The sequence below is a fragment of the Methylomonas subterranea genome, from assembly GCF_024505185.1.
Taxonomy (GTDB): domain Bacteria; phylum Pseudomonadota; class Gammaproteobacteria; order Methylococcales; family Methylomonadaceae; genus Methylomonas; species Methylomonas subterranea.
This window is the reverse complement of the sequence record NZ_JANIBJ010000052.1, coordinates 1-22,975: the sequence shown is the minus strand read 5'-3', so window position 1 is coordinate 22,975 and position 22,975 is coordinate 1. Positions and strand designations below refer to the sequence as shown.

Genomic DNA, 22,975 nt, shown 5'->3' with positions numbered 1-22,975 from the left:
CCGACGAATACAGTTTGCTGGACAAGACCTTGGTCAGATAATTGTTCATCGCCCCCACCGGCGGCGAGATCGACATGTCGTTGTCGTTCAGGATCACCAACAGGTTGGCATTGACGTCGCCGGCGTGGTTCATCGCCTCGTAGGCCATGCCGCCGGTGATGGAGCCGTCGCCGATGATGGCGACCATTTTCTTGTCTTCGCCGCGCAATTGCGACGCAATCGCCATGCCCAGGGCGGCGCTGATCGAGGTGCTGGAGTGGCCAACCCCGAAGGCGTCGTATTCGCTTTCGTCGCGGGACGGAAACGCCGATACCCCGCCCAGGGTGCGGATGGTCGGCATGCGCTCCTTGCGCCCGGTCAGGATCTTGTGCGGATAGGCTTGATGCCCCACGTCCCAGACCAACTGATCCACCGGGGTGTCGAACACGTAATGCAACGCCACGGTCAGTTCCACCGTGCCCAGACCGGCCGAAAAGTGGCCGCCGGAAATGCTGACGGTATGGGTCAGATACTCCCGCACTTCATCCGCCAGCGCTTTCAACTGGGTCTTGGCCAGCGCTCTGACGTCGGAGGGGCCGTGGATGTTTTGCAACAATGAATATTTGTTTTTCGATTTCATAATCAGTACAGGGGTTCGCGATAGAACATCAGGATGACGCCGATCTGAAACAAGGCGAAGACCGAGATAAAGCCGGCAATATTTTTGCCGGGCGAGTCCAGCTTGAGTTCAAGCCAGCGGCCGCAGGCCAGAATCAACGAAAACACCCCCATCAGGGTGTGGCCGACCTGAATCAAAAACGCGGTCTTGGCTTCGAAACCCACATGCGAATGGGCCAGCAGCATCATGCCGCCGAAGGCCGCCAGCAGTGGAAAAAAGTAGGGCAACATGCCCTGATTATTGTTGATGCGAGCGCGGACCTCTATGCTTCCCAGGATGAATACCAACAAGGTGGCGATTCGGTGTTGCAACACTTCGCCGTTGTTAAAAGTGCTGTCCCAGAAGCCGATGGGGCCGAGCGGCCAGCTTTCCGCGTCGCTGCGGAAAAACAGGAACACCCCCAGGGCCATGAAGCCAACCGGCCAGAAGCGTGTCCAGCGATGAAAACGGCCGGTATACGACAACATGGCGAAAAAGCTCATGACGGCCAGGAAAATGCCGGAAATATTATGGTTGTAGTCCGACCAGGCGGTTGCCGCCTCTGATGGGATTTGGCCGACGATGGCCACCCGTCCGGCTTCGCCAGCCAGCAGGGCTTCGTGAGTGGGCGATTGCCAGCGAGGCACCCGGGGATGAAACATGTTCAGTACTTCTTCCCAGCTTGCGGTCAGATGCGGAATATCAACCGCGGGCGGTTGCGAGGCCAAACTGGCGGCGGTGAACAAAATGGTTAGCAGTATCAGGGTTTCCGCCTCAATGTAATACGGTACCCGCGCCGTCAACGCATACAGGCTGCGACTACGGAAATACTCTTCGACAGCTTGACGATTCATCCAGGCAAAGCCCAGAGCCAAGCCCATCATGATGATTTTGACCATCAGCAAATTGCCGTAGCCGGCGCCTATGAAGCCTTGGAAGGTGCGGATGTAATACCAGGCCAGGGGGGTGCCGGTGACCAGCAACGCGCCGACCGCGGCAACGCCTATGATGGCGAAGCGTTTCAACAGCAGCGGCCACAACTCCACAGCAATGGCATTTTGTTTTTTTAAACGCCAGATCGCCAGCAGTTGAAAAATGCCGCCAACCCAGGCCGCCGCCGCGATCTGGTGGCTCACGGTCAGCGTCATCAATAATGCGCGATCTTCCAGCCGGCTGGCGCCATGCACCAACCAGGCGGCGGAAATCACCAAGGGCAGGATGGTGGCGGTCGCCAATAGCCAATGTTTTTGGGAGCGGTAATTTTGCCTCAACGCGAATTTGATAAACAAAAACAGCGCGAAGGCCGAAGCGGCCCGAGCCATGCCGGCTTGAAACTGCACGGTGTTGAAGAAAGCCGGGAACGGCGATTTACCCAATGTCGCCGCCATCAACCAGATTTTTAGGCCGATTTTGGACAGTTGGGTAATGACCAGCGCCTTGCTGCCGAAATGAATCAGATTGACGGTTTTTTCCAGCAAGGTGGTGTTGTAATGAGTGTCGTCATCCCAGGGCCGTAATACGAACAAGCCCCACAGCAAGCCACCGATGGCGATGGAATAAAAGGTCAGATCGACGCCGCCGATCAGGGAATCCAGATAATCTGCAATGCCTTCCATAAGGTTTATTTAGGCTCTTTAACGAAAAAACGTAACAGGTCTTCGCTCAAATGGCCGTCGGCGGCGAAGATTTTCAATTTAATGGCATATTCGCCGGGTAGCAGCGCGGGCAAATCCAGCATGACCTGACCGGGTTTGGAGCCGGGCGTGGCGGTAATGGTTTGCATTTTATCGCCGGCACTGACCAGAAAAACTTCGGACAGGTCCAGTTCCACCTTGGAATTGAAGGACAATTCGACCTGGCTGGCCTGATTGACCGGCACCGGTTTCAATTGCAGCGAATTATGAGTGACTACCGCGTGGGCGAACACGCCGGGGCTGACGATCAATGTCACTGCCAACAAGCCGGTTTTCAAATAGCGCATCTAAATTTCTCCTTACTTTTTGTTTTTTAAGGCATGGCCGGCCAGATTTTTACCCAGCGTCCAGATCGAACCGGTAACGTTGTGGGTGTCGGCGATGGTTTTTTCCACGGAATTGACGATCCAGTCGCGGTCTTTTTGGGTTAGCGTCAACGGCGGTAAAAATTTGACCACGTTCATGCCGTGGCCGGCCACTTGCGCTAGCACGCGATGTTCCTTGAACAGCGGGATCAGGATCATTTGGCAGAACAGGCCTTTGTTGGCTGCTTCCAGCATGGCCCAGGCGGCCTTTAATCCCAGGCTTTTGGGAGCATGGAATTCGATGGCTATCATCGAGCCCTTTCCGCGCGCTTCTTTCAGGAACTCGTATTTCGGCGCCATGGCGTTGATGGTGGCGATGATGTCTTCGCCGACCTTGGCACTGTTTTCCACCAGTTTTTCTTCATGGACCACATGCAAGGCAGACAAACCGGCCGCCATGGCCATATTGTTTTTCGAGAAGGTCGAGCCGTGCACGACGGCTCTGTCCATGCGGTTGAACACGGTATCCATGATATGAGCGGTCATGGCCACGCCGCCGACCGGCACGAAACCGCCGGACAAGGCTTTAGCCATCAAAATCATGTCGGGTTTAACGCCCCAGTGCTCGATAGCCCAGAATTTGCCGGTACGGCCTATGCCGGTCTGGATTTCGTCGGCGACGAACAGGGTGCCGTATTTTTTGCACAAGCGTTCGACTTCCGGCAGGTAGTTGTCGTCCGGGACATTGACGCCCTTGCCCTGGATGGGTTCGACGATAAACGCCGCCACATCTTCGTTGCTCAAGGCTTGTTCCAGTGCCGCCAAATCATTGAACGGCACCGAGATGCATTCGGGCAACAAAGGCCCGAAGCCTTCGCGGAAGATGTGTTCGCCGGTCAGCGATAGCGAGCCCATGGTCAAGCCGTGATAGCCGTGGTCGCAATGCACGATGCGCGAGCGCTTGGTGGTGTAACGGGCGAATTTGATGGCTGCTTCGACGGCTTCGGTGCCGGAATTGCAGAAAAACATTTTTTCCAAATTATCCGGGCAGGTGGCCAGAATTTCCTTGGCCAGCAGGCCGCTGAGCAAGGACACATCCATCTGTACCAGACTGGGCAGTTCCAGCGTCAGGGTTTCTTGCAGGGCTTTGATAATGGTCGGATGGTTACGTCCCATCGCAAACACGCCGAAACCACTCAGTAAGTCCAGGTACTCGTTCCCGTCTTCGTCGTAAAGATATTGCCCGAGCGCTTTCTTGTAGTTTCTGTCGTAACCGATGGTACGCAGCACCCGCACCATTTGATTGTTTAGATAGCGTTCGTGTAAATCGAACTTTTCCGCAAAATGCTGATTAAAAAGCTCGGCAATACTAAAAGACATGAAATACCTCGTGAATGTGTGCGGGCGCGCTTAAACCCGCGCCGCGAAAAATGAGTATAAAAACGAAAGCCCGGGCATAAAGGCTCAATTCGCCGCTTGGGGCTGGAAAAGGCTCTGGCTGCTTAATTGCCGGGCGACAAGTTTCAAGGTTTTTTGGGCGGCGCTGAAATGCAGGCCTAGCTGTATCAAGGCCTTCACCTCCAAAGGATGCCAAAGCAGATAACGCAGCAGCCTGGGGAGTTCAACCCGTCCCTGGGCATTTAAAGCCTGCACCACGGCGCGCGGCAAGGTCTGGCCGACCGGATCCGCAATAGCTCGGATCGCCATGAACGGCAACTTGGCGCGCAAGGCGAAATCCGCAATGGCGGCGCTTTCCATGTCCAAACCAAGGGCTTGAGTTTGTTGATGGATGCCCTGCTTTTCCGCACTGTCCGCCACCAACCGGTTACAGCTATACAATTTACCGCTGTGGACCTTTAGACCGGCGGGCAATCTTTGCCGCAGGGATGCTGAAAGCCGCTTATCGGTGTCGAACCGCCGGCTGCCGTTATCGATTTGCGACGCCAACAACAGGTCGCCCGGCTGCATATCCGGGGCCAAACCCGCCGCGCATCCCCAACTGATCAAGCAAGCGATACCTTGGTCGGCCAACAATTTTGCGGCCGAGGCCGCATTGTCAAAACCGGCGCCGGCATAAGCCACCCGGAGATTTCCCTGCCGGCGGCATTCGCCCTGTTTCAATTTGGCCGATGTCAGCGTGGCCAGTTCCTCCGGCAGCGCAACGACAATGCCGACACAGGTGTCGGCATCGAATGTCGCTGGCGAGGCATTTGGAATCGTGCTCACTGCTTGGCCAGTTCGTTACGGTATCTGGCCAGCGCCCAAAGCGGGAAGAATTTATCGTAGCCGTGATATTTCAGATAAAACACCCTGGGAAAACCGGGCGCGGTGAAACAGGGGTCGTTCCAGACGCCGTCGGCCTGTTGATTGCGCAACAAAAAGTCTATGCCGGCCCGCACTTCCGGACTGTGGACTTCACCGGCGGCAATCAGACCCAGGACTGCCCAGGCGGTTTGAAACGCGGTACTGAAATGATAACGACCGCGAAATTTTTTATCGTCGTGATAGCTGAGATTGTCTTCGCCCCAGCCGCCATCTTCGCGCTGCACGCTTTTTAACCATGCCGCTGCCTTGGTATACATCGGATCGGTTTTAGGCAGACCGGTCTGCTCCAGACCCAACAATACCGACCAGGTACCGTAGATGAAATTGGTACCCCAGCGGCCGAACCAGGAACCGTCGGCTTCCTGATCGGCGCGGATGTAATCGATGGTGCGTTGCAGCGCCGGCAGGTATTCCGCGTGGTCTTTCGACACCCGCGCCATCAGCATGGCACAGCGCGCGCTGACATCCACGGTCGGCGGATCCAGCAGAGCGCCATGATCGGCAAACGGAATCTCGTTGAGATAATAATAGGTGTTGTCGACATCGAACGCGCCGTAGCCGCCGTTTTTCGATTGCATGCCGACTATCCAGCGAGTGGCGCGATGTATGGACTCGTCCATGCCGGCTTGGCCGGATTCGGCCATGGAAAATGCAACGACCGCGGTGTCGTCCACATCCGGATAATGCGGGTTGGCAAATTGGAATGCCCAACCACCGCCCGCCAGACCGGGGCAGCGTACCCGCCAGTCACCCGGTTCGTCGGACAATTGCACGCTTTTCAGCCAATCATAGGCATGGTTCAGCGCAGCGGCGTTACCTTGTTTGTCCGACTCCAGCAGGGCCAGACTGGCCAAACCGGTATCCCACACCGGCGACAGGCAGGGTTGGCAGTAGGCCTCGTTATCCTTGATGACCAGCAATTTGTCTATCGATTGCCTGGCAATCAACACATTCGGATGATCCTTGGGAAAGCCCAGCAACAGCATCGATTCGTAGGCATTGACCATGGCCGGAAAAATACCGCCCAAGCCGTCTTCGCCGTTCAAGCGCTCGGTGAACCAGTCCACGGCTTTTTGAATCGCCAATTCAGTGACGCGTCCTGGAATCAGCGGACGGGTGATTCGACCCAGAAAATCCAGGCCCAAAAACATTTTGTTCAGCAGGGTGCGTTCCGGGAAATAGTGCTTTTCCTCGTCCGGGTGCACGACAAACAACTCCAGGATACCGACATTGCGCGGATTTTTGGCTTTGGCCTTCAATGTGCACAAAATGAACAGCGGCACCATGGTGGTACGCGACCAATAAGACACTTTATCCAGGTGAAATGGAAACCACGATGGCAGCAACATGATTTCAACCGGAACGTAGGGTACGCCGCGCCAGGGCAATTGTTCGAAAATGGCCAGTGCAATCCGGGTAAAGACGTTGGCGCGCGCGGCCCCGCCCTGGCTCAATATCCATTCGCGCAGGCGTTTCATGTGCGGCTCGTGAATGGCATCGCCGGCCATTTTTAAAGCGTAATACACTTTCACGCTGCAACTGATGTCGCCCGGGCCGCCGGTAAACAAGGGGTAGCTACCGTCCTCGGATTGGCGGCTACGCAGGTAGACGGCGATTTTGCCCTGTAGGGTTTCATCGATGTCGTCCAGGTAATGCATCATCATGATGTATTCGGCCGGTATGGTGCAATCGGCCTCAAGCTCGAATACCCAGTAGCCGGCGGGATTTTGCAAGCTGAGCAGTTTGCTTTGCGCTCGCTCTATGGCCGCATTCAAGCCGCTATGAGGTTGCCGGTTCGAGTTGGCATGGTTGTTTTGCATTTCGGGGCTGCTGGTATCTATAGGGGATTCGGTAAACATGGTGATTCCTTATTGTCCAGTGTGCGATTTGGGTAAATATTGCCAGCCCGGAGTTTTTAAATCTCGGCTGGTGAGATTGAATATCAGCGTCAACAGCAAATTGCTGCGCGCACTCAGCTTGCAAACCGCAATAGTGGTTTTGACGCTTTTGCGGCTGATTTTGACTTGGTCGGATTCGTTGAAACTCAGGTTTTGCTTGATTTTTTTCAAGGTCAAAACCGCCATGCCCAGCGCCCACAGGCAAAAGTTACGAATGCCTGTTTCGTGGCTGGGCAACAGTTTTGTGTAGGTCAGGGCATTTTGCAGATGGCCGTGGGCAATACCGATCAGATGCTCCAGACCCTGGCGGAAGCGCTCGTCGTCTGTTTCCGGCGTCAGTTCGGCCAGATCGAAGCCGGTCTCGGTAAAGATGTCTTGCGGTAGCCAGCACACGCCGCGCTTGGCGTCGTCCCAAATATCCTTCAGGATGTTGGTCATTTGCAAACCTTGTCCGAAGGAAACCGACAGCGTCAACAACTCTTCGCGATGGGCATCGATTTGCGGCGAATAGTGGCAAAACAACTTGGCCAGCATTTCGCCGACGCAACCGGCCACGTAATAACAATAGTCATCCATGTCCTTCAAGGTTTTCAGGCCGGCGCGCAGGTCCAGGGCTTGATAAACCGGCATGCCGTTCGCCATGGTTTCCACGCAAGCGGCCAAGGCTTGGATTTGCGCGCCATCCAGGCCGTGAGTAATGGCAATGACGCGCGGAATCAAATGAATCAGACAGTGTTCCGCCGGAATGGTCTGCTCGGATAGCAAGGGCGCCAACTCGGCGGCAAAAGCCTCGGCGCCGCGACCGGTTTTGACGATTTGAATGAAGCCGGCGCAGAAATATTTTTTCTGCTCCGCTGTCAGCGAAACCTCGTCTTCGATTGTATCGACGATACGACAGAGCAAATAGGCATTGGCGACGGCGTGGTACAGCTTTTCAGGCAACTGCGGAATGGTAAGCGCAAAGGTACGCGAAACGCCTTCAAGCAATACCGCCTGCAGTTCGTCATCGGCCAGTTTTGCAAGTGATTGCAGGTTGTCGGTAAGTGGTTGAGGTCCGTTCATGTGCTTTTGATAGCCATTTAAATCGTTGTCTCAATGATAGACTGTTTGTTGGTGTTTTGCAAAGCGATGTTGTTTTACTGCAAATATCGTTTCTCGCAACCGCTTTTCAGCTCATCGCTGCTGATAATTTAAGTCCGATATATCGCTGTTATCCTTGTTTATAAAGGATATTTCTGTTATTTACAGTGGGGAAATTAGCAAAACGAACCAAGAACCCAATCAATGTAACGACATGCGCCCGGCATGGAATTGTTGTTTTTTATTATTAAAAACTGGAGCGAATGTGCAAAAAGTAGTATTCTAGCAACAGCCGGATCCTCCCCGTTACGCGCCGCATTGCCCGCCGCATTAAGAGATGGTGTCCGAAGTGTTTGATTTTGTGGCTTATTCTGTTGTTGTTTTTTTGTTACAACGGTTTGGCTGGGTGATTTAGAGTTTTGGAGAGTAAGTCGTGAGTGTTCCTTTACGTCAGCAATTGGCCGTAGGTAGTTATCTGATCAAGCAAAAACTGAAAGGCGCCAAAAAATATCCCTTGGTGTTGATGCTTGAGCCCTTGTTCAGATGTAATCTGGCTTGCGCGGGCTGCGGCAAGATCGATTATCCGGACGATATTCTGGACAAGCGCCTGTCCGTGCAGGAGTGCCTGGATGCCGTGGACGAATGCGGCGCGCCAATGGTGTCGATTCCTGGCGGCGAACCTTTGATACACAAGGAAATGCCGCAAATCGTGGCGGGTATCGTTGCGCGCAAAAAGTTTGTATACCTTTGCACCAATGCCTTGTTGTTGCGTAAGCGCATCAACGATTATACGCCTTCACCTTATCTAACCTTTTCCATACACCTTGATGGCTCTAAAGATCGTCATGATGCGTCCGTGTGTCAAGAAGGTGTATTTGATATTGCGGTCGAAGCGATCAAGCTTGCCCTAAGCAAAGGTTTCAGGGTAACCGTCAATTGCACTTTGTTTCAGGGTGAAACACCTGACGAGGTGGCGGAGTTCCTGGATTACGCGATGGAGTTGGGGGTTGAGGGTGTCACCATCGCCCCGGGCTTCAGTTACGAACGCGCACCCAAACAGGATGTGTTTATCAAAGGCGTCGACGTCAAAAATCTGTTCCGCGGCATTTTTAAACTTGGCAAGGGCCGCAAATGGAAATTGAACCATTCCTCGCTGTATCTGGATTTCCTGGCCGGCAACCAAAATTACAACTGCACGCCCTGGGGCAACCCCACCCGCAACGTATTCGGCTGGCAAAAACCCTGTTATCTGTTGGCGGACGAAGGAAACGCCGGCTCTTTTCAGGAACTGCTCGACACCACGCCTTGGGATAAATACGGTACCGTGAAAAATCCCAAATGCGCCAACTGCATGGCCCATTGCGGATACGAAGCGACCGCCGTTGAAGACACCCTGGCTCACCCCTTGAAAGCCTTGTGGGCCAGCATACGCGGCCCCAAAACATCGGGCGACATGGTGGTTGAACCTGTCCCCCAGTTTGCGGCAAGCGTTAAAAGCTCTCTTGCCGACATCCCGGTAAAAGTCGAATCCTGAGTGACTTTTCCCAACAGCCCTTGCCCTTTACACGATACAGATAATGACTATGTTAAGAAAAATTTATTTCAGCCTCGGCTTTTTAATGGTTTTTTGTCTTTCGTCGCAAGCCGTGGCTGCGGAGGCGAGCGCGCGCCAAGTCGTGGAGGCTTTTCAGGATAAACTTATCGAGGTCATGAAGCAAGGCAAGGACCTGGGCTTCAAGGGCCGTTACGACAAGTTGGATGCGGCGGTAAAAAGCAGCCATGACCTGCCGAAAATCGCCCGGATCGTGGTGGGCAAGCAATGGGAGGAATTGACGCCGGAGCAACAGGCAAAATTGGAAGACGTATTCAGCGAACTGAGCGTTTCGGCCTACGCCCACAACTTCAAGGAATATTCCGGCGAATCGTTTAGCTTTGTATCCGAAGAAGAAACCGGCCGAGGCGGTGTGGTGGTGCACACCAACCTGAAGATCCCGGGTGAAAAAGACGTCAAATTCGACTACATGATGAAGAAAAAAGACGATAGCTGGCAGATTATCAATATAATAGCGGATGGGGTCAGTGATTTGGCCTTAAAGCGCTCGGACTACACCAGCGTTTTAAATCGCGACGGCTTTGATCAATTGATCGCAAAAATCAATGAGAAAATCGAAAGTTACGCTAAACAATAAGTTTGTCAGGAATTGTGATTAATGTATACCCTTAGTGATCAAGGTAAAAGCCAAGCTTCCTTCTACCATGCGCTGTTAATTTTCGGAACTCTCACGATAACGGGGTGTGCCGGCACGGAGTCCGTGTCGAAAAACTCACCAGCCTCCGCACCCGTGGTTAAAGCCATGGATCCCTATGAAGATTTCAACCGCTCCATGTACGGCTTCAACATGGGTCTGGATCGGTATGTGTTAAAACCCGTTGCCGATGGCTATAAATTCGTTACACCGGATTTCATGCAAACCGGCGTAACCAATTTTTTCAACAACCTGAAAGGCATCAATGTCGTGTTAAACGACATCCTGCAGGGTAAGTTCGAGCAAGGGGCCTCCGATTTCGGCCGTTTCACCACAAATTCGACTATCGGCTTGTTCGGCTTGTTCGATGTGGCATCCGGTTTCGGCCTGGAGCAAAATGTGGAGGACTTCGGCCAAACCTTGGCGGTATGGGGCGTCGACCAAGGCCCATATCTGGTACTGCCTGTTTTGGGCCCTACAACCGTGCGCGACGGCGGCGGCATTATTCTCGACAAGGCGGCCAACCCAGGCACTTACGTACCCGGCACCGGCGTAATCGAAGGCATCAACGATAGAGCCAACGCGCAAGGCGCTTTGAACTTTATCGATGAAGCGGCCCTGGATCCCTATGTGTTCACCCGCGAATCCTTTTTGCAATACCGAAACAATCTGATCAACGACGGCAAAACCGATCTCGGCAGCTTTGACGATCTGGATATCGACGAGTTAGCGGATGACGCCACTCCCCCGGCGGTAGCAGTAAAAAAAAAAGTAAAAACAGACTCTGATCCGGCTGAAAATAGCACCGGTCCGGCAACAAGCGCCCAGCAACCAGCACCAAACGCCACGGTTGCAGCCTTCGACAGCATGTCCAAGTCGTTTGACGATGCATTGCTGGAATTCGAACAAGCGTCGTCCAAAATGGATGCATTGGGCGAAAAAAGACGCTACAGACGCCGTCGCTGAGGCGGTAAAAATCAAAAAGACGCCTTGGCGTCTTTTTTTATGCCAATCGGAAAGACATTGAACGCTCTTTTGGTTTATACCTTTCGAACTTCAACTTTCGGCACATTTGCCCCCTCGCCCTCCGGGAGCGGGGTGAGGGGATTAAAAACCGAAACTTGCAGTGCAATGAGCATGCTGACGACAGGGGGCAGCCCCAACCCGCCAACTGCGCAAAAACCCCGCTATCGCTCACCCGAATCCCATTGAACCCCTCAAACAAAGCCGCATATTGCCCTTGTTTCACCGGACCACCCAAAAAGCCATCGGAAGAAGCCAAAATTACGCTTGCCTTATAGTTTCGATTCGATATTATATCACCGACCCGCGGAATTCCCGTTCTTCGGAAACCTTTCCAAGCCCAAGCAAGTCATCTGTATCGTTTGCGCAGCCGGGCGCCGATCAGCGGATAGCTTGGATACCGGGCATTCCGGGAAAAATTCCGGCTACCGTCTACGTGGTCACAATGCTGTTATGCATTCATTGACAAGAATATGAAACCAGAACAGAGGAGTCTCGCCCCATGAAATGGCCCGCGGTTAAATTCTTCAATCCGCCATTAAGGCTATCAAAAAATCGTATTCTGCTGGTTTTTACAGCCTTGGCCCTGCTGATGCCGGAGTTGCTCTGGCATAAATTCAGCTTTATCTTGCACATCCTGTACGAAACGGCTTCATTTTTAATGGAAGAAGTCTTGATGCATGGCTTGGGCCTGACCAAGCACAGCGCCCAAATGGCGGTGTTTTACGCCCTCTTCTGCCTGGCAATATTCGGTTTGGCTTATCTGTGGCAGCTCCTGCCCCGGCTCATGCAAGCGGCCAAGGCTCACATGCTGTTGGCGCTGTTGCGGCTAAAATACCATCTGCTGGCAACTTGGCTGGCGTTGAATCTTCGGCAAAAAATTCAATGGTTGAGTTTGCAAGTGTTGGGAATATCGGTCGGCTTTATGTTGCTGCTGGCCTGACCCTCGGCCTTATTCAGCCCGAGTTTGATAACCGTCGGTGTTTTTTTCCACCCAACGCTGCCGACCGCAGCTTAGGGTTTCTTTTTTCCAGAACGGCGCCTTGCTCTTCAAGGTTTCCATGATGAAGCGGCTGGCGTCGAAGGCATCGCCTCGGTGCGCGGACCAAACCGCCACCAACACCAACACATCCTCCGGCATTACCTCGCCGATGCGATGTATCACCAAACTATCCAACAATTGCCATTGCGCGTGAGCCTGTCCGACGATGGCTTGCAGTTGTTGTTCGGTCATGCCGGGATAATGTTCCAAATACATACCCACCACGGCGTCGCCTTGATTGAGGTCGCGCATGCTGCCCACAAAAACGCTGGTAGCGCCGTATTTGCCGGCCATTTCCGGGCATTCTGCTTGATAAGCTTCTACTTCCCGCCAAGGGTTGAACGGCTGTTCGCACAGTTTGACCAACATCTCAGCCTCCCGTCACCGGCGGAAAAAACGCCAACTCGTCACCGTCCCACACCCGTGCGTCATAGCCGACATACTCCATGTTCAGTGCCGCCAACACATTCTCCGGCAACGCCAATTCGGGATTCAATTGCCGCCAGATTGCGCGCACCGTGAGTGCCTGATCGGCCTGTAACTCGTCATCACTGCGACCCACCAGCTCTTTCAGACTGGCAAAATAACGGACTTTAATCGACATGCTTGTTTACCCGATAATACAATGAACATTTACCCATAGACCCCGACTCATGCCTGAAGCCAATCTAACCCATTTTAACAGCGCCGGCGCCGCCCACATGGTGGATGTCGGCGACAAAGCCTTCACGCAACGTACGGCGGTTTGCGAAGGCATGATCGAAATGCGGCCGGAGACCCTGCGGCTGATTATGGCAGGCAATCATAAAAAAGGCGACGTATTGGGTATTGCCCGCATTGCCGGCATCATGGCCAGCAAAAAAACCGCCGATCTGATTCCGCTGTGTCATCCCTTGCCCTTGACCCATGTAGACATAGCGCTGGAACCGGAAATCGAGTTCAGCCGGGTTCGTTGCCGGACCACGGTCAAAACCAACGGCCAAACCGGGGTGGAAATGGAAGGTCTGACCGCCACCCAAATCGCCCTGTTAACCATTTACGACATGTGCAAGGCGGTTGACCGCGGCATGGTGATTCAGGGGGTGCGCCTGCTGGCAAAAAGCGGCGGTAAATCCGGAGATTGGCAAGCGGAATAACATTCTCCCGCTTACAAAAACAGTCTTACGGGAGACTGCAAACCGGTGGCCTCGAAATCCGCGACCGTTGCCCATGCCGGTCAGTCGACCGGATAGACAACATAGACATTCGCACCAAACAAGGTCAAGCGCACCGGATGTCGCACCAAAATAAACCACAATAAATCGCACCAAATACAGGCATTTTCACCAAAATCGCCCGCTGCGGGGCGACCCAAAAACATGGCACGCATTCTGCGCTAAGGTTGGCTTATTCCAAGCAACTCATTAAATCGTATGTCCGCGTCCAAACTCAATCTATTAAGCTTCACCGGCAAAATGAAAATTTTGCACATGACTTGGCTGGCTTTTTTTATCAGCTTTGCTGTGTGGTTCAACCATGCCCCGCTCATGCTGGTCATTGCCGAACAACTCAAGCTGAGTCAGCCGGAAGTCAAGACCGTTTTGATCCTTAACGTGGCGCTGACCATCCCGGCCCGCATCGTTATCGGCATCCTGGTGGACAAATTCGGCCCCAAGCGCACCTACTCCACGTTATTGGCCGTGGGCAGCCTGCCCTGCTTCATGTTCGCCGCCGCCGACAGTTTTCAACAACTGGCGCTGGCGCGGTTTTTATTGGGTTTTGTCGGCGCCGGCTTTGTGATCGGCATCCGCATGGTAGGCGAGTGGTTCCCCGCCAGACAGTTGGGCATTGCCGAGGGCATTTACGGCGGTTGGGGCAATTTCGGCTCGGCGGCGGCGGCCATTGCGCTGCCTTCGTTGGCGCTGCTGTTCGGCGGCGACAACGGCTGGCGTTATGCCATTGCCTGCACGGGAGTCGTGGCTTTGCTGTATTCGGGGATCTATTTTTTCAGCGTCAGCGATACGCCGAAAGGTTCGACCTACTTCAAACCCAAACGGGCCGGCGCCATGGAAGTCACCAGCATTTGGGACCTGTTCTTTTACATTTTGATGACAGTGCCCTTGTACGGCGCGCTAACCTTGTTGACCTGGAAACTGTCGCCGGCCGGCATGAAATTATTATCCGATCCCGCCGCGATCGGCACTTATGTCGCCATCTGGGTACTGTTTTTCTATAACGTCTACAAAATCGTACATATCAACGAGGCGCATCTGACTCAGCCGATAGAAGATATACACAAATACAAATTCAAACAGGTCGCCATTCTGGACCTGGCCTATCTGGTTACCTTCGGTTCCGAATTGGCGGTGGTATCGATGTTACCTATGTTTTTTTACGAAACCTTTCACGACAGCCAAGGCATAACCATGGTGCAGGCCGGCCTGCTGGCCTCCGGTTTTGCCTTCATGAATCTGGTGGCCCGCCCAGGCGGTGGCTGGATCAGCGATAAATTCGGCCGCAAACGCTCCTTAACCATTTTCATCGCCGGCTTGGCGGCCGGTTACTTCGCCTTGTCGCAAATCGATTCGGAATGGCCGGTGCTGCTGGCCGCCGCCGTCACCATGCTGTGCTCCTTTTTCGTGCAAGCCGGCGAAGGCGCGGTATTCGCCATGGTGCCGCTGATCAAACGCCGCATGACCGGCCAGATTGCCGGCATGGTAGGCGCCTACGGCAATGTCGGCGGCGTAATATTCCTGACCGTATTGTCCTTCGTGTCGCCGGCGGCTTTTTTCGTTACCATCGCCTGCACGGCTCTGGTCGCGGGGGTGGCGGTGCAATTCATCGAAGAACCCGAGGGCCATATGGCCGAAGTCATGGAAGACGGCAGCGTGGCCATGATAGAACTGAGTTAAGCTACAAGCCCTTGGTTTTCGGCCACTCCCCTTCTTCATGAGCAAAACCCTCTCCATCAGCATCGGCGCTTATAGCGACAAGGGTATCAAGGCGGAAAACCAGGACTTCTGGGGCGCCCTGATTCCCAAGGAGCCGCAATTGACACTGAAAGGCATTTCAGTGGCAATTGCCGACGGCATGAGCGGCAGCGAAGCCGGCAAGGAAGCCAGCCATTGCTGCGTCACGGCGTTTTTGGAAGATTACTACAGCACGCCGGACACCTGGTCGGTGGTGCACGCCGGGCAAAAGATACTCTCCGCCACCAACTCGTGGCTGCACAGTCAAGGCCGATCGCGCTACGCCTCGGTCAAGGGCATGGTCAGCACCTTGAGCGTACTAGTGCTGAAATCCAACACCGCCCATATATTTCATGTCGGCGATTCACGGATTTATCTGTTGCGGCAAAACAGCCTGGAACAATTGACCCGCGATCACCGCTTGTGGGTGACCAACGACAAGAGTTACCTGAGCCGGGCGATGGGTATCGAACCGCACCTGGAAGTGGACTACAAAAGCCTGCCGCTGGAATCCGGCGATTGTTTTTTGTTGACCACGGACGGCCTGCACGACTTCATGGACGACAAAACCCTGCAAAGTCTGCTGTCAGCTAGCCGCGACCTGAATACCATCGCCGAAACTCTGGTACTCGGCGCCATCGCCAACCATAGCGACGACAACCTTACCTGCCAGATCGTGCGCATCGACAGCCTGCCGCTGCCGCGCGAGGACGAAGTGCTGCGCCGCCATGTCGATCTGCCGTTTCCGCCGCCGCTGGAACCCGGCATGCTGTTGGACGGCTACCGCATCGAGGCCGAACTGCACGCCAGTAAGCGCACCCAGATTTACAAGGCTTTCGACACCTTGCGCCAACGTAGCGTCATCCTGAAGACGCCTTCGATACTGTATAACGACGACACCCATTACATCGAACATTTCCTGCACGAAGAGTGGGCCGGCAAGCGCATCAACCACGAAAACGTCTTACGCATTCCGGAGTCCGACCGCGGCAAAAGCTGTTTGTATTACGTGACCGAGTATCTTGAAGGCCAGACCCTAAGGGACTGGATAACGCAAAATCCCAAGCCGGATATCAAACAGGTCAGAAAACTAGTCGAGCAAATCGCCAAGGGCCTGCGGGCGTTTCATCGCATGGAAATGCTGCACCAGGATTTAAAGCCGGAAAACATCATGATTACAACGGCGGGCGTGGTGAAAATCATCGACTTCGGTTCGGTCAAGATCGCCGGCATCACTGAAATCACTCCGCTAGACCATGCGGATGGCGACACTATTTTGGGCACATTGAACTACACCGCGCCGGAATATCACCTGGGTCAGCGCGGTACGGTGAAAGCGGATTTATATTCGCTAGGGGTGATTTGTTACGAGATGCTGAATGGCGGCCTGCCGTTCGGCGACATGCCGGATAAGCCCAACCGCAATAATCTGGCGCGTCTGACTTATATTCCAAGCTTTCACCGCAACAACATGGTACCGATTTGGATAGACGGCGCGCTGAAAAAAGCCACCAGCCTTGCGCCGCAACTGCGTTACGACGAGCTGTCCGAGTTTTTACACGACCTGTCGACACCGAATCCGCAATTTTTGCGGACCGAACACAAACTGCCCCTGTTGGAACGCAACCCTTTGTTATTCTGGAAATGCTCCACTTTATTTTTCTTTCTGTGCAGCCTGGCGCTGCTGCTATTAAACCGGGACTGAAAGCGATGGACCACCCAGCGGAAATGGCCGGGCAAATTGAACCGATACGGTGCAAAACATAGCAATAACGGCTTATTTTAGTGCGCACGTTCCCGATGCAGTCGGCTAATAAATCGCAAGCCATTGAATAACAATGATTATTTTATTTGGCACATATCCTGCTAATTTATATAAGATTTCCGAACGACTTCCTTTTTTGTTAGATGGACACTGGCGTCCTGTTTTGAATGCATAGCGCATTCAGACCAGGGCGCTTTTTTTTGCGCGGAACTTTTTCCTGGATGCCTTAACCGACTTGAGCAGGATGCGCGACACAGCTTGCCAACTTACCGACCTTATTTATAAGGCATTGTTATATAAAACTTTACTAAAAACACTATAAATTTTATGAGCACAAACAACGAGAACGCCATGCAAATTGGTATGGTAGGACTGGGCAAAATGGGCGCCAACATGGTCAAGCGCCTGCTGGCCGGCGGCCATCGATGCATAGGTTATGATGTGAATACAGCAAACGTGGACGCCATCGTCGGCGTGGGCGCAAGCGGCGTCAACAGCCTGCGGGAATTGGTCGAACAACTGCCCGCGCCTCGTATCGTTTGGTGCATGGTACCTGCCGGCGAACTCACCGAAGCCGCAATTGAGGCGCTGGGGGAACTCATGGAAAGCGGCGATGTGATTATCGACGGCGGCAATTCGTTTTATAAAGACGATGTGCGCCGGGCGGAAGCATTGGCGACTAAAGGCATACACTACATCGACGTCGGCACCAGCGGCGGCGTTTGGGGAGTTGAACGCGGCTATTGCCTGATGATAGGCGGCCCCAAACCCACGGTCGATTTGCTCGATCCGATTTTTAAAACCCTGGCGCCCGGCAAGGGCGACATCGAACCCACGCCCGGCAGATCGACCGAACCCAATAGCGTGGAGCAAGGCTATGCGCATTGCGGCCCCGCCGGTTCCGGCCATTTTGTCAAGATGATACATAACGGCATCGAATACGGCATGATGATGGCGTATGCGGAAGGCTTCGACATCATGCGCAACGCCAATTCGAAAAATCTGCCGGAAAATTTGCGCTACGACCTCAACCTGACGGATATCGCCGAAGTCTGGCGGCGCGGCAGCGTGGTCAGTTCCTGGCTGCTGGATCTGACAGCAGGCGCCCTGGTCGAAGACCCGGACCTCGCCAACTATAGCGGTTATGTGGAAGATTCCGGCGAAGGCCGCTGGACGGTGCAGGCCGCCATCGACGAGGCCGTGCCGGCCCATGTGCTGACCGCGGCGCTATATGCGCGTTTTCGATCGAGACAACAAAACACCTTTTCTGACAAAATGATCTCGGCTATGCGTAAAAAATTCGGTGGACACATCGAAAAGAAGCTAAGTTGACTTTCCGATTAACTAACTCCCCTTTCAATATGACATCAAAAAAACTCTGGCAACGTTATCAGGACTGGCTTTACTTCCACGACATTCTGGGGCTTTATTTGGATATAAGCCGGATTCCGTTCGACGACGGCTTACTCGAGCAGTTACAACCCAAATTCAATAAAGCCTTTGCCGACATGGCGGCCCTGGAAGCCGGCGCCATTGCCAATCCGGACGAAAACCGCATGGTCGGGCACTATTGGTTGCGCAACCCCGATCTGGCCCCCAGTCATTTGAAGAAGGAAATCGAGACCACTCTGATTCATATTGAAGACTTTGTCCGCCGCGTGCATCACGGCATCATACATCCACCCTACGAGCCGCAATTTACCGACATCATTTCCATCGGTATCGGCGGCTCCGCGCTGGGCCCGCAGTTTGTCTCCGATGCCATAGGTCCGGATATTCCGCCGCTGAACATTCATTTTATCGACAACACCGACCCCGCCGGCATAGACCGGATTCTGACCCGCCTGAAAGACCGTCTGAAAACCACCCTGGTGATCGTGATCAGCAAATCCGGCGGCACCTCGGAAACCCGTAACGGCTTGCTGGAAGTCAAGCACGCCTACCGGGAAGCCGGCCTGTATTTCCCGGATTACGCGGTGGCCTTGACCATGGAAGGCAGCAAGATGGACGAGCAGGAACAATGCGACCGCTGGCTGGCGAAATTTCCTATTTTCGACTGGGTCGGCGGACGCACCTCGGAACTGTCGCCGGTCGGCCTGCTGTCGGCGGCCCTGATAGGCATAGACATCCATACCATGCTGAAAGGCGCCAAAATAATGGATGAAGCCACCCGGCTGCCGGACGTCAAAAATAACCCGGCCGCCCTGCTGGCCTTGTCCTGGTACGCGGTCGGCGACGGCAAGGGCGAAAAGGACATGGTCATCATTCCCTATAAAGACAGCCTGTTGTTGTTCTCGCGTTATTTGCAACAATTGGTAATGGAGTCCTTGGGGAAAGAATTCGACCTGGACGGCAACACGGTGCATCAGGGCATCACCGTCTACGGCAACAAAGGCTCCACCGACCAGCACGCCTACGTGCAGCAACTTCGCGAAGGGGTTGGTAATTTCTTCGCCACCTTTATCGAAGTGCTGGAAGACCGCGCCGGCCCGTCCATAGAGATCGAACCGGACGCCACTTCCGGCGATTTCCTGTTCGGCTGTTTGCAAGGCACCCGGGAAGCTTTGTACGAAAACGGCCGCGCCTCGCTGACCATCACCCTGGAACGGGTGGATGCGTTGAATATCGGCGCGCTGATCGCCTTGTATGAACGGGCGGTTGGCTTGTATGCCAGCCTGATCAACATCAATGCCTACAACCAGCCCGGTGTGGAAGCGGGCAAAAAAGCCGCCACCCAATTTCTGTTGTTACAGCAAACCATCGTCAAACTGCTGCGGCAAACCCCCGAGCCCTTATCGCTGGAAGCCTTGGCCGAAAAAGTCCACACCCCTGACGAGGTGGAAACGGTTTACAAAATCGTCCGCCACATGGCCATCAATCATCGCGGAATGATTTTGCAAGGCGACTTGCACAAACCCAGCGACATCCTGGTCAGCTACCGAACCGAAGACAGCTGACCGAAACCCCTTTGAATCTTGGAGAAACTCCGTGCCGGATAAACACTACGACAATCCACTGACGGCGGGCATCAATATCGCCCACGCGCCGCAGCCCTGTACATTGGTCATATTCGGCGGCGGCGGCGACTTGTCCCGCCGCAAACTGTTGCCGGCGGTATTCAATCAGGCCCTGGACGGCGAATTGCCGGCCAATTTCGCGGTACTGGGCTTTGCTATCGAAAAAATGGACGACGTCGGTTATCGCGAATTTGCCCGCAAGGGCATAGAACAGTTCTCCCGACAAGCATTAGATGCCACCTTTTGGGCCGATTTCGAGCCGCGCCTGCATTATCTGGAAGGCAGCATGGACAATCCCGAGGCCTACAAGCAGCTCAAGCAACGCCTGGACGAGATCGACGCCCACTTCGGCATTCCCGGCAACCGGGTGTTTTATCTGGCCATCCCCCCCACCCTGATTGAGACTTGCGTCCGCCAATTAAAGGCCGCCGGCCTGGTGATGCCGGTGGACGGCCACAGCCCGTTTTCCCGCATCATTGTGGAAAAGCCCATCGGCCGCGACCTGGAGAGCGCCCGCAAGGTGAACGCCACTCTGTCGGAAAATTTCGACGAACAGCAGATCTACCGTATCGACCATTATCTGGGCAAGGAAACGGTGCAAAACATCCTGGCCATGCGCTTCGGCAACGCGATTTTCGAACCGCTGTGGAATTCCAAGCACATCGATCACGTACAGATTACCGTCGCGGAAGAAGAAGGCGTCGGCACCCGGGCCGGCTATTACGACAAGGCGGGCGCCTTGCGGGACATGATACAAAACCATATTCTGCAATTACTGACCCTGATTGCCATGGAGCCGCCCTGGATCATGGACGCGGATGTGATTCGCGACCACCGCCAGGACATTTTGAACTGCCTGCGCCCCATCACCGGCGAAAATTTCGACCAATCCGTGGTCCGAGCTCAATACGGTCCCGGCTTTCACCACGGCGAAGACGTGCCCGGTTACCGCCGCGAAGTCGGCGTGGCGCAGGATTCGGTGACCGAAACCTATGTGGCGCTGAAATTGTTCATCGACAACTGGCGCTGGGCCGGCGTGCCGTTTTACATTCGCACCGGCAAGCGCATGCCGAAGCGGGCCAGCGAAATCGCTATACAATTTAAAAGCGTACCGCCGATTTTATTCAATGCCGACCACGACCAACCGTTGGAGCCCAACGTTCTGGCGCTCAGCATACAGCCGAACGAAGGCCTGTCGCTAAGGATTGCCACCAAACTGCCCGGCGCCAAACTGAAAATCTTTCCGGTCAAAATGGACTTCCGCTACGGCTCCACCTTCGGCGAACAATCGCCCGAAGCCTACGAACGTCTGTTGTTGGACGTGATGGCCGGCGACGCCACGTTGTTCATGCGCCGCGATGCGGTCGAATCGTCCTGGGCCTGGGTGGACGGCATATTGAACAACTGGAGCAGCAGCCGCACCCGCTGGATACCGGAATATGCCGCCGGCACTTGGGGGCCGCTGGAAGCCGACCGGCTGATCGAATCCGATAACAGAAAATGGCGGATGTTATGAACACCAGCGCCATGGGAAACAAAATGCGCAATACCCAACCCAGGCGGGGCAGCATCGCCGATATCGACGCCGCATTACGCAGCCTGTGGTCTGAGTTCCATCAGGATGTCAGCGGCGGCCACACGGTGATGCGGGCCTGCATGTCCAATCTGATCATTTATTGCGACACCAAGGAGGAGGCAGCGCTGATCGGCAAGGAAATCCCTGCCATCGTCGACATTCATCCGGCCCGGGTACTGCTGTTGATCGGCAACGGCCAACCCAAAAAAGGCAATGCGGAATCCAACGTCAGCATCTATTACACCGAGCTAAATTCGGGCTGGCAGGTCTGCGCGGAAAGAATTGATGCGATTGTGACAACCGAAGCCGTCGACCGGCTGCCGTCCATCGCCCGTTCTCACCTGATCGGCGATTTGCCGATTACCCTGTGGTGGGCCTCCCGCCTGCCGCCGCCCGATGCCGGTGACATCTTCTTTCAACTCGCCGAACTGGCCAACCAAATCATTTACGACAACATGGGCTGGGCTAATCCGGCCAAGGGCGTGGCCTCGACTACCCGCTGGGTCGCGGCGCAGCAGGATTCCAAGGTGGTGCATAATCTGGCTTGGCGGCGCATTGCCGGCTGGCGCAAATTGATCGGCCAGGTGCTGGACCCGCAAACCGCGCCCGACGCTCTCAATTCGCTGAATTCGATTGAAATTGAACACGGCCCGCACGCCTTGGCGATGACCTGGGTATTGGTCGGCTGGCTGGCCAGCCGACTGCAATGGAAAGCCGTGGACGGCAAGCGTTTATCGGATTCGGAACTGGTATGGCGCTTTCAGCACCAGCAACAAGACATCAAGGTAGTTGCCAAGCGCAGGCCCGAGGGCGAGCCCCTGCTGTACCGGCTGCTGTTCGACTGGAGCCGGGCAGAGCAGCCGGGCCGAATATGTTTCGAACGCCTGGATCACGACCGGATAGGCATAGACGAAACCATGTCCACGGTACCGCCCAGGGTATTTTCCGCCCAAATTCCCAGCCGGTCGGCCCTCATCTCGGCCCAATTAGCGCACCGCAGCCGGGAAAAGATTTTCGAAGAGGCCTTGAAAGCCTCCAATTCCATGAGCGCCGTGTTTCAAAAATAGCCTTGCCGCCGAATACCCAAACAGCCAGCAGGCGAACATGAAAGCAATTATCGGTTTAATTCCTCTGATTCTGACTATAGCTTGGTATTCCAGCCAACGCTGACCGCCGAAAGGTGCTGCTGCCGGATACTTGGATTCCAACGCTTGCAGCAAGCGATAAGCGGCGTATCTGGTTGATTATTTGTGACCAAACAAAACAATCAAACTCAAAGGAAACGCCACGATGAAGAAGAGTAATGTAATCGACTTGTCGAGGGCCGTAGGCTGGGTTGAACAACGTGGTGTGACTGGCATGCTGAATAGCAGTTCATTGGATACCTGCCGACATCGAGCGCAAAACGTCGAAGTCAAC

Annotated in this window: 20 protein-coding genes; 11 read left to right on the top strand and 9 right to left on the bottom strand. The window is 54.4% G+C overall.

Going from position 1 to position 22,975, the window contains the following annotated elements; genetic code table 11:
* The 7 genes from NP590_RS19155 to NP590_RS19125 all read right to left on the bottom strand — a co-directional run.
* Positions 1 to 619 (bottom strand): 1-deoxy-D-xylulose-5-phosphate synthase N-terminal domain-containing protein (locus NP590_RS19155; protein WP_256604316.1); only part of this gene is annotated, 619 nt, incomplete at its 3' end.
* Between the two features lie 2 nt (positions 620 to 621).
* The gene (locus tag NP590_RS19150; protein WP_256604314.1) at positions 622 to 2,253 is read right to left on the bottom strand and encodes a CopD family protein; all 1,632 of its coding nucleotides are present in this window, start codon (positions 2,251 to 2,253) and stop codon (positions 622 to 624) included.
* A gap of 5 nt (positions 2,254 to 2,258) precedes the next feature.
* The gene (locus NP590_RS19145) at positions 2,259 to 2,618 is read right to left on the bottom strand and encodes a copper resistance CopC family protein (protein WP_256604313.1); all 360 of its coding nucleotides are present in this window, start codon (positions 2,616 to 2,618) and stop codon (positions 2,259 to 2,261) included.
* A gap of 12 nt (positions 2,619 to 2,630) precedes the next feature.
* On the bottom strand, positions 2,631 to 4,016 hold the full coding sequence (locus NP590_RS19140) for an aspartate aminotransferase family protein (protein WP_256604312.1): 1,386 nt from the start codon (positions 4,014 to 4,016) through the stop codon (positions 2,631 to 2,633).
* 84 nt (positions 4,017 to 4,100) lie between these two features.
* A complete protein-coding gene (locus tag NP590_RS19135; protein ID WP_256604311.1) occupies positions 4,101 to 4,862 on the bottom strand; it encodes a phosphorylase family protein in 762 nt (253 codons plus the stop codon).
* Positions 4,859 to 6,820, bottom strand: a complete 1,962-nt coding sequence (shc, locus tag NP590_RS19130) for a squalene--hopene cyclase (RefSeq protein ID WP_256604310.1) — start codon at positions 6,818 to 6,820, stop codon at positions 4,859 to 4,861. The genes NP590_RS19135 and shc overlap by 4 nt, the downstream gene beginning before the upstream one ends.
* Before the next feature lie 9 nt (positions 6,821 to 6,829).
* Positions 6,830 to 7,921: a phytoene/squalene synthase family protein gene (locus NP590_RS19125; protein ID WP_256604309.1), complete on the bottom strand. Its 1,092-nt coding sequence runs from the start codon at positions 7,919 to 7,921 to the stop codon at positions 6,830 to 6,832.
* Between the two features lie 451 nt (positions 7,922 to 8,372).
* On the opposite strand from NP590_RS19125, the gene hpnH reads away from it, so the two are divergent.
* From hpnH to NP590_RS19105, 4 genes are all read left to right on the top strand, one after another.
* Entirely contained in the window at positions 8,373 to 9,473 is a 1,101-nt protein-coding gene (hpnH, locus tag NP590_RS19120) for an adenosyl-hopene transferase HpnH (RefSeq protein WP_256604308.1), read from the top strand.
* 43 nt (positions 9,474 to 9,516) lie between these two features.
* The gene (locus NP590_RS19115; protein ID WP_256604307.1) at positions 9,517 to 10,128 is read left to right on the top strand and encodes an ABC transporter substrate-binding protein; all 612 of its coding nucleotides are present in this window, start codon (positions 9,517 to 9,519) and stop codon (positions 10,126 to 10,128) included.
* Between the two features lie 165 nt (positions 10,129 to 10,293).
* On the top strand, positions 10,294 to 11,151 hold the full coding sequence (locus tag NP590_RS19110; protein WP_371927335.1) for an MlaA family lipoprotein: 858 nt from the start codon (positions 10,294 to 10,296) through the stop codon (positions 11,149 to 11,151).
* Between the two features lie 559 nt (positions 11,152 to 11,710).
* The gene (locus NP590_RS19105) at positions 11,711 to 12,151 is read left to right on the top strand and encodes a hypothetical protein (RefSeq protein WP_256604305.1); all 441 of its coding nucleotides are present in this window, start codon (positions 11,711 to 11,713) and stop codon (positions 12,149 to 12,151) included.
* Positions 12,152 to 12,160: 9 nt separating this feature from the next.
* Here NP590_RS19105 and NP590_RS19100 read toward each other — a convergent pair whose 3' ends face one another.
* Both NP590_RS19100 and NP590_RS19095 read right to left on the bottom strand, forming a co-directional pair.
* Entirely contained in the window at positions 12,161 to 12,619 is a 459-nt protein-coding gene (locus NP590_RS19100) for a molybdenum cofactor biosynthesis protein MoaE (RefSeq protein ID WP_256604304.1), read from the bottom strand.
* Between the two features lies 1 nt (position 12,620).
* Positions 12,621 to 12,854, bottom strand: coding sequence for a MoaD/ThiS family protein (locus tag NP590_RS19095; protein ID WP_256604302.1), 234 nt, complete (start codon positions 12,852 to 12,854; stop codon positions 12,621 to 12,623).
* A 49-nt stretch (positions 12,855 to 12,903) separates the two neighbouring features.
* Between NP590_RS19095 and moaC the strand changes: the two genes are divergently transcribed.
* From moaC to NP590_RS19060, 7 genes are all read left to right on the top strand, one after another.
* On the top strand, positions 12,904 to 13,386 hold the full coding sequence (gene moaC, locus NP590_RS19090) for a cyclic pyranopterin monophosphate synthase MoaC (protein WP_256604301.1): 483 nt from the start codon (positions 12,904 to 12,906) through the stop codon (positions 13,384 to 13,386).
* 276 nt (positions 13,387 to 13,662) lie between these two features.
* Positions 13,663 to 15,141 carry a NarK family nitrate/nitrite MFS transporter gene (locus NP590_RS19085; protein WP_256604300.1) on the top strand — a complete coding sequence of 493 codons (1,479 nt, stop codon included), beginning with the start codon at positions 13,663 to 13,665 and terminating at the stop codon, positions 15,139 to 15,141.
* Between the two features lie 37 nt (positions 15,142 to 15,178).
* Positions 15,179 to 16,903 carry a bifunctional protein-serine/threonine kinase/phosphatase gene (locus NP590_RS19080; protein ID WP_256604299.1) on the top strand — a complete coding sequence of 575 codons (1,725 nt, stop codon included), beginning with the start codon at positions 15,179 to 15,181 and terminating at the stop codon, positions 16,901 to 16,903.
* Between the two features lie 411 nt (positions 16,904 to 17,314).
* Entirely contained in the window at positions 17,315 to 18,295 is a 981-nt protein-coding gene (gene gnd / locus NP590_RS19075; RefSeq protein ID WP_256604298.1) for a phosphogluconate dehydrogenase (NAD(+)-dependent, decarboxylating), read from the top strand.
* 29 nt (positions 18,296 to 18,324) lie between these two features.
* Positions 18,325 to 19,920: a glucose-6-phosphate isomerase gene (locus NP590_RS19070; RefSeq protein ID WP_256604297.1), complete on the top strand. Its 1,596-nt coding sequence runs from the start codon at positions 18,325 to 18,327 to the stop codon at positions 19,918 to 19,920.
* 31 nt (positions 19,921 to 19,951) lie between these two features.
* Positions 19,952 to 21,496, top strand: a complete 1,545-nt coding sequence (zwf, locus tag NP590_RS19065) for a glucose-6-phosphate dehydrogenase (RefSeq protein WP_256604296.1) — start codon at positions 19,952 to 19,954, stop codon at positions 21,494 to 21,496.
* The gene (locus NP590_RS19060) at positions 21,493 to 22,623 is read left to right on the top strand and encodes a glucose-6-phosphate dehydrogenase assembly protein OpcA (protein ID WP_256604295.1); all 1,131 of its coding nucleotides are present in this window, start codon (positions 21,493 to 21,495) and stop codon (positions 22,621 to 22,623) included. The genes zwf and NP590_RS19060 overlap by 4 nt, the downstream gene beginning before the upstream one ends.
* Positions 22,624 to 22,975 lie beyond the last annotated feature (352 nt).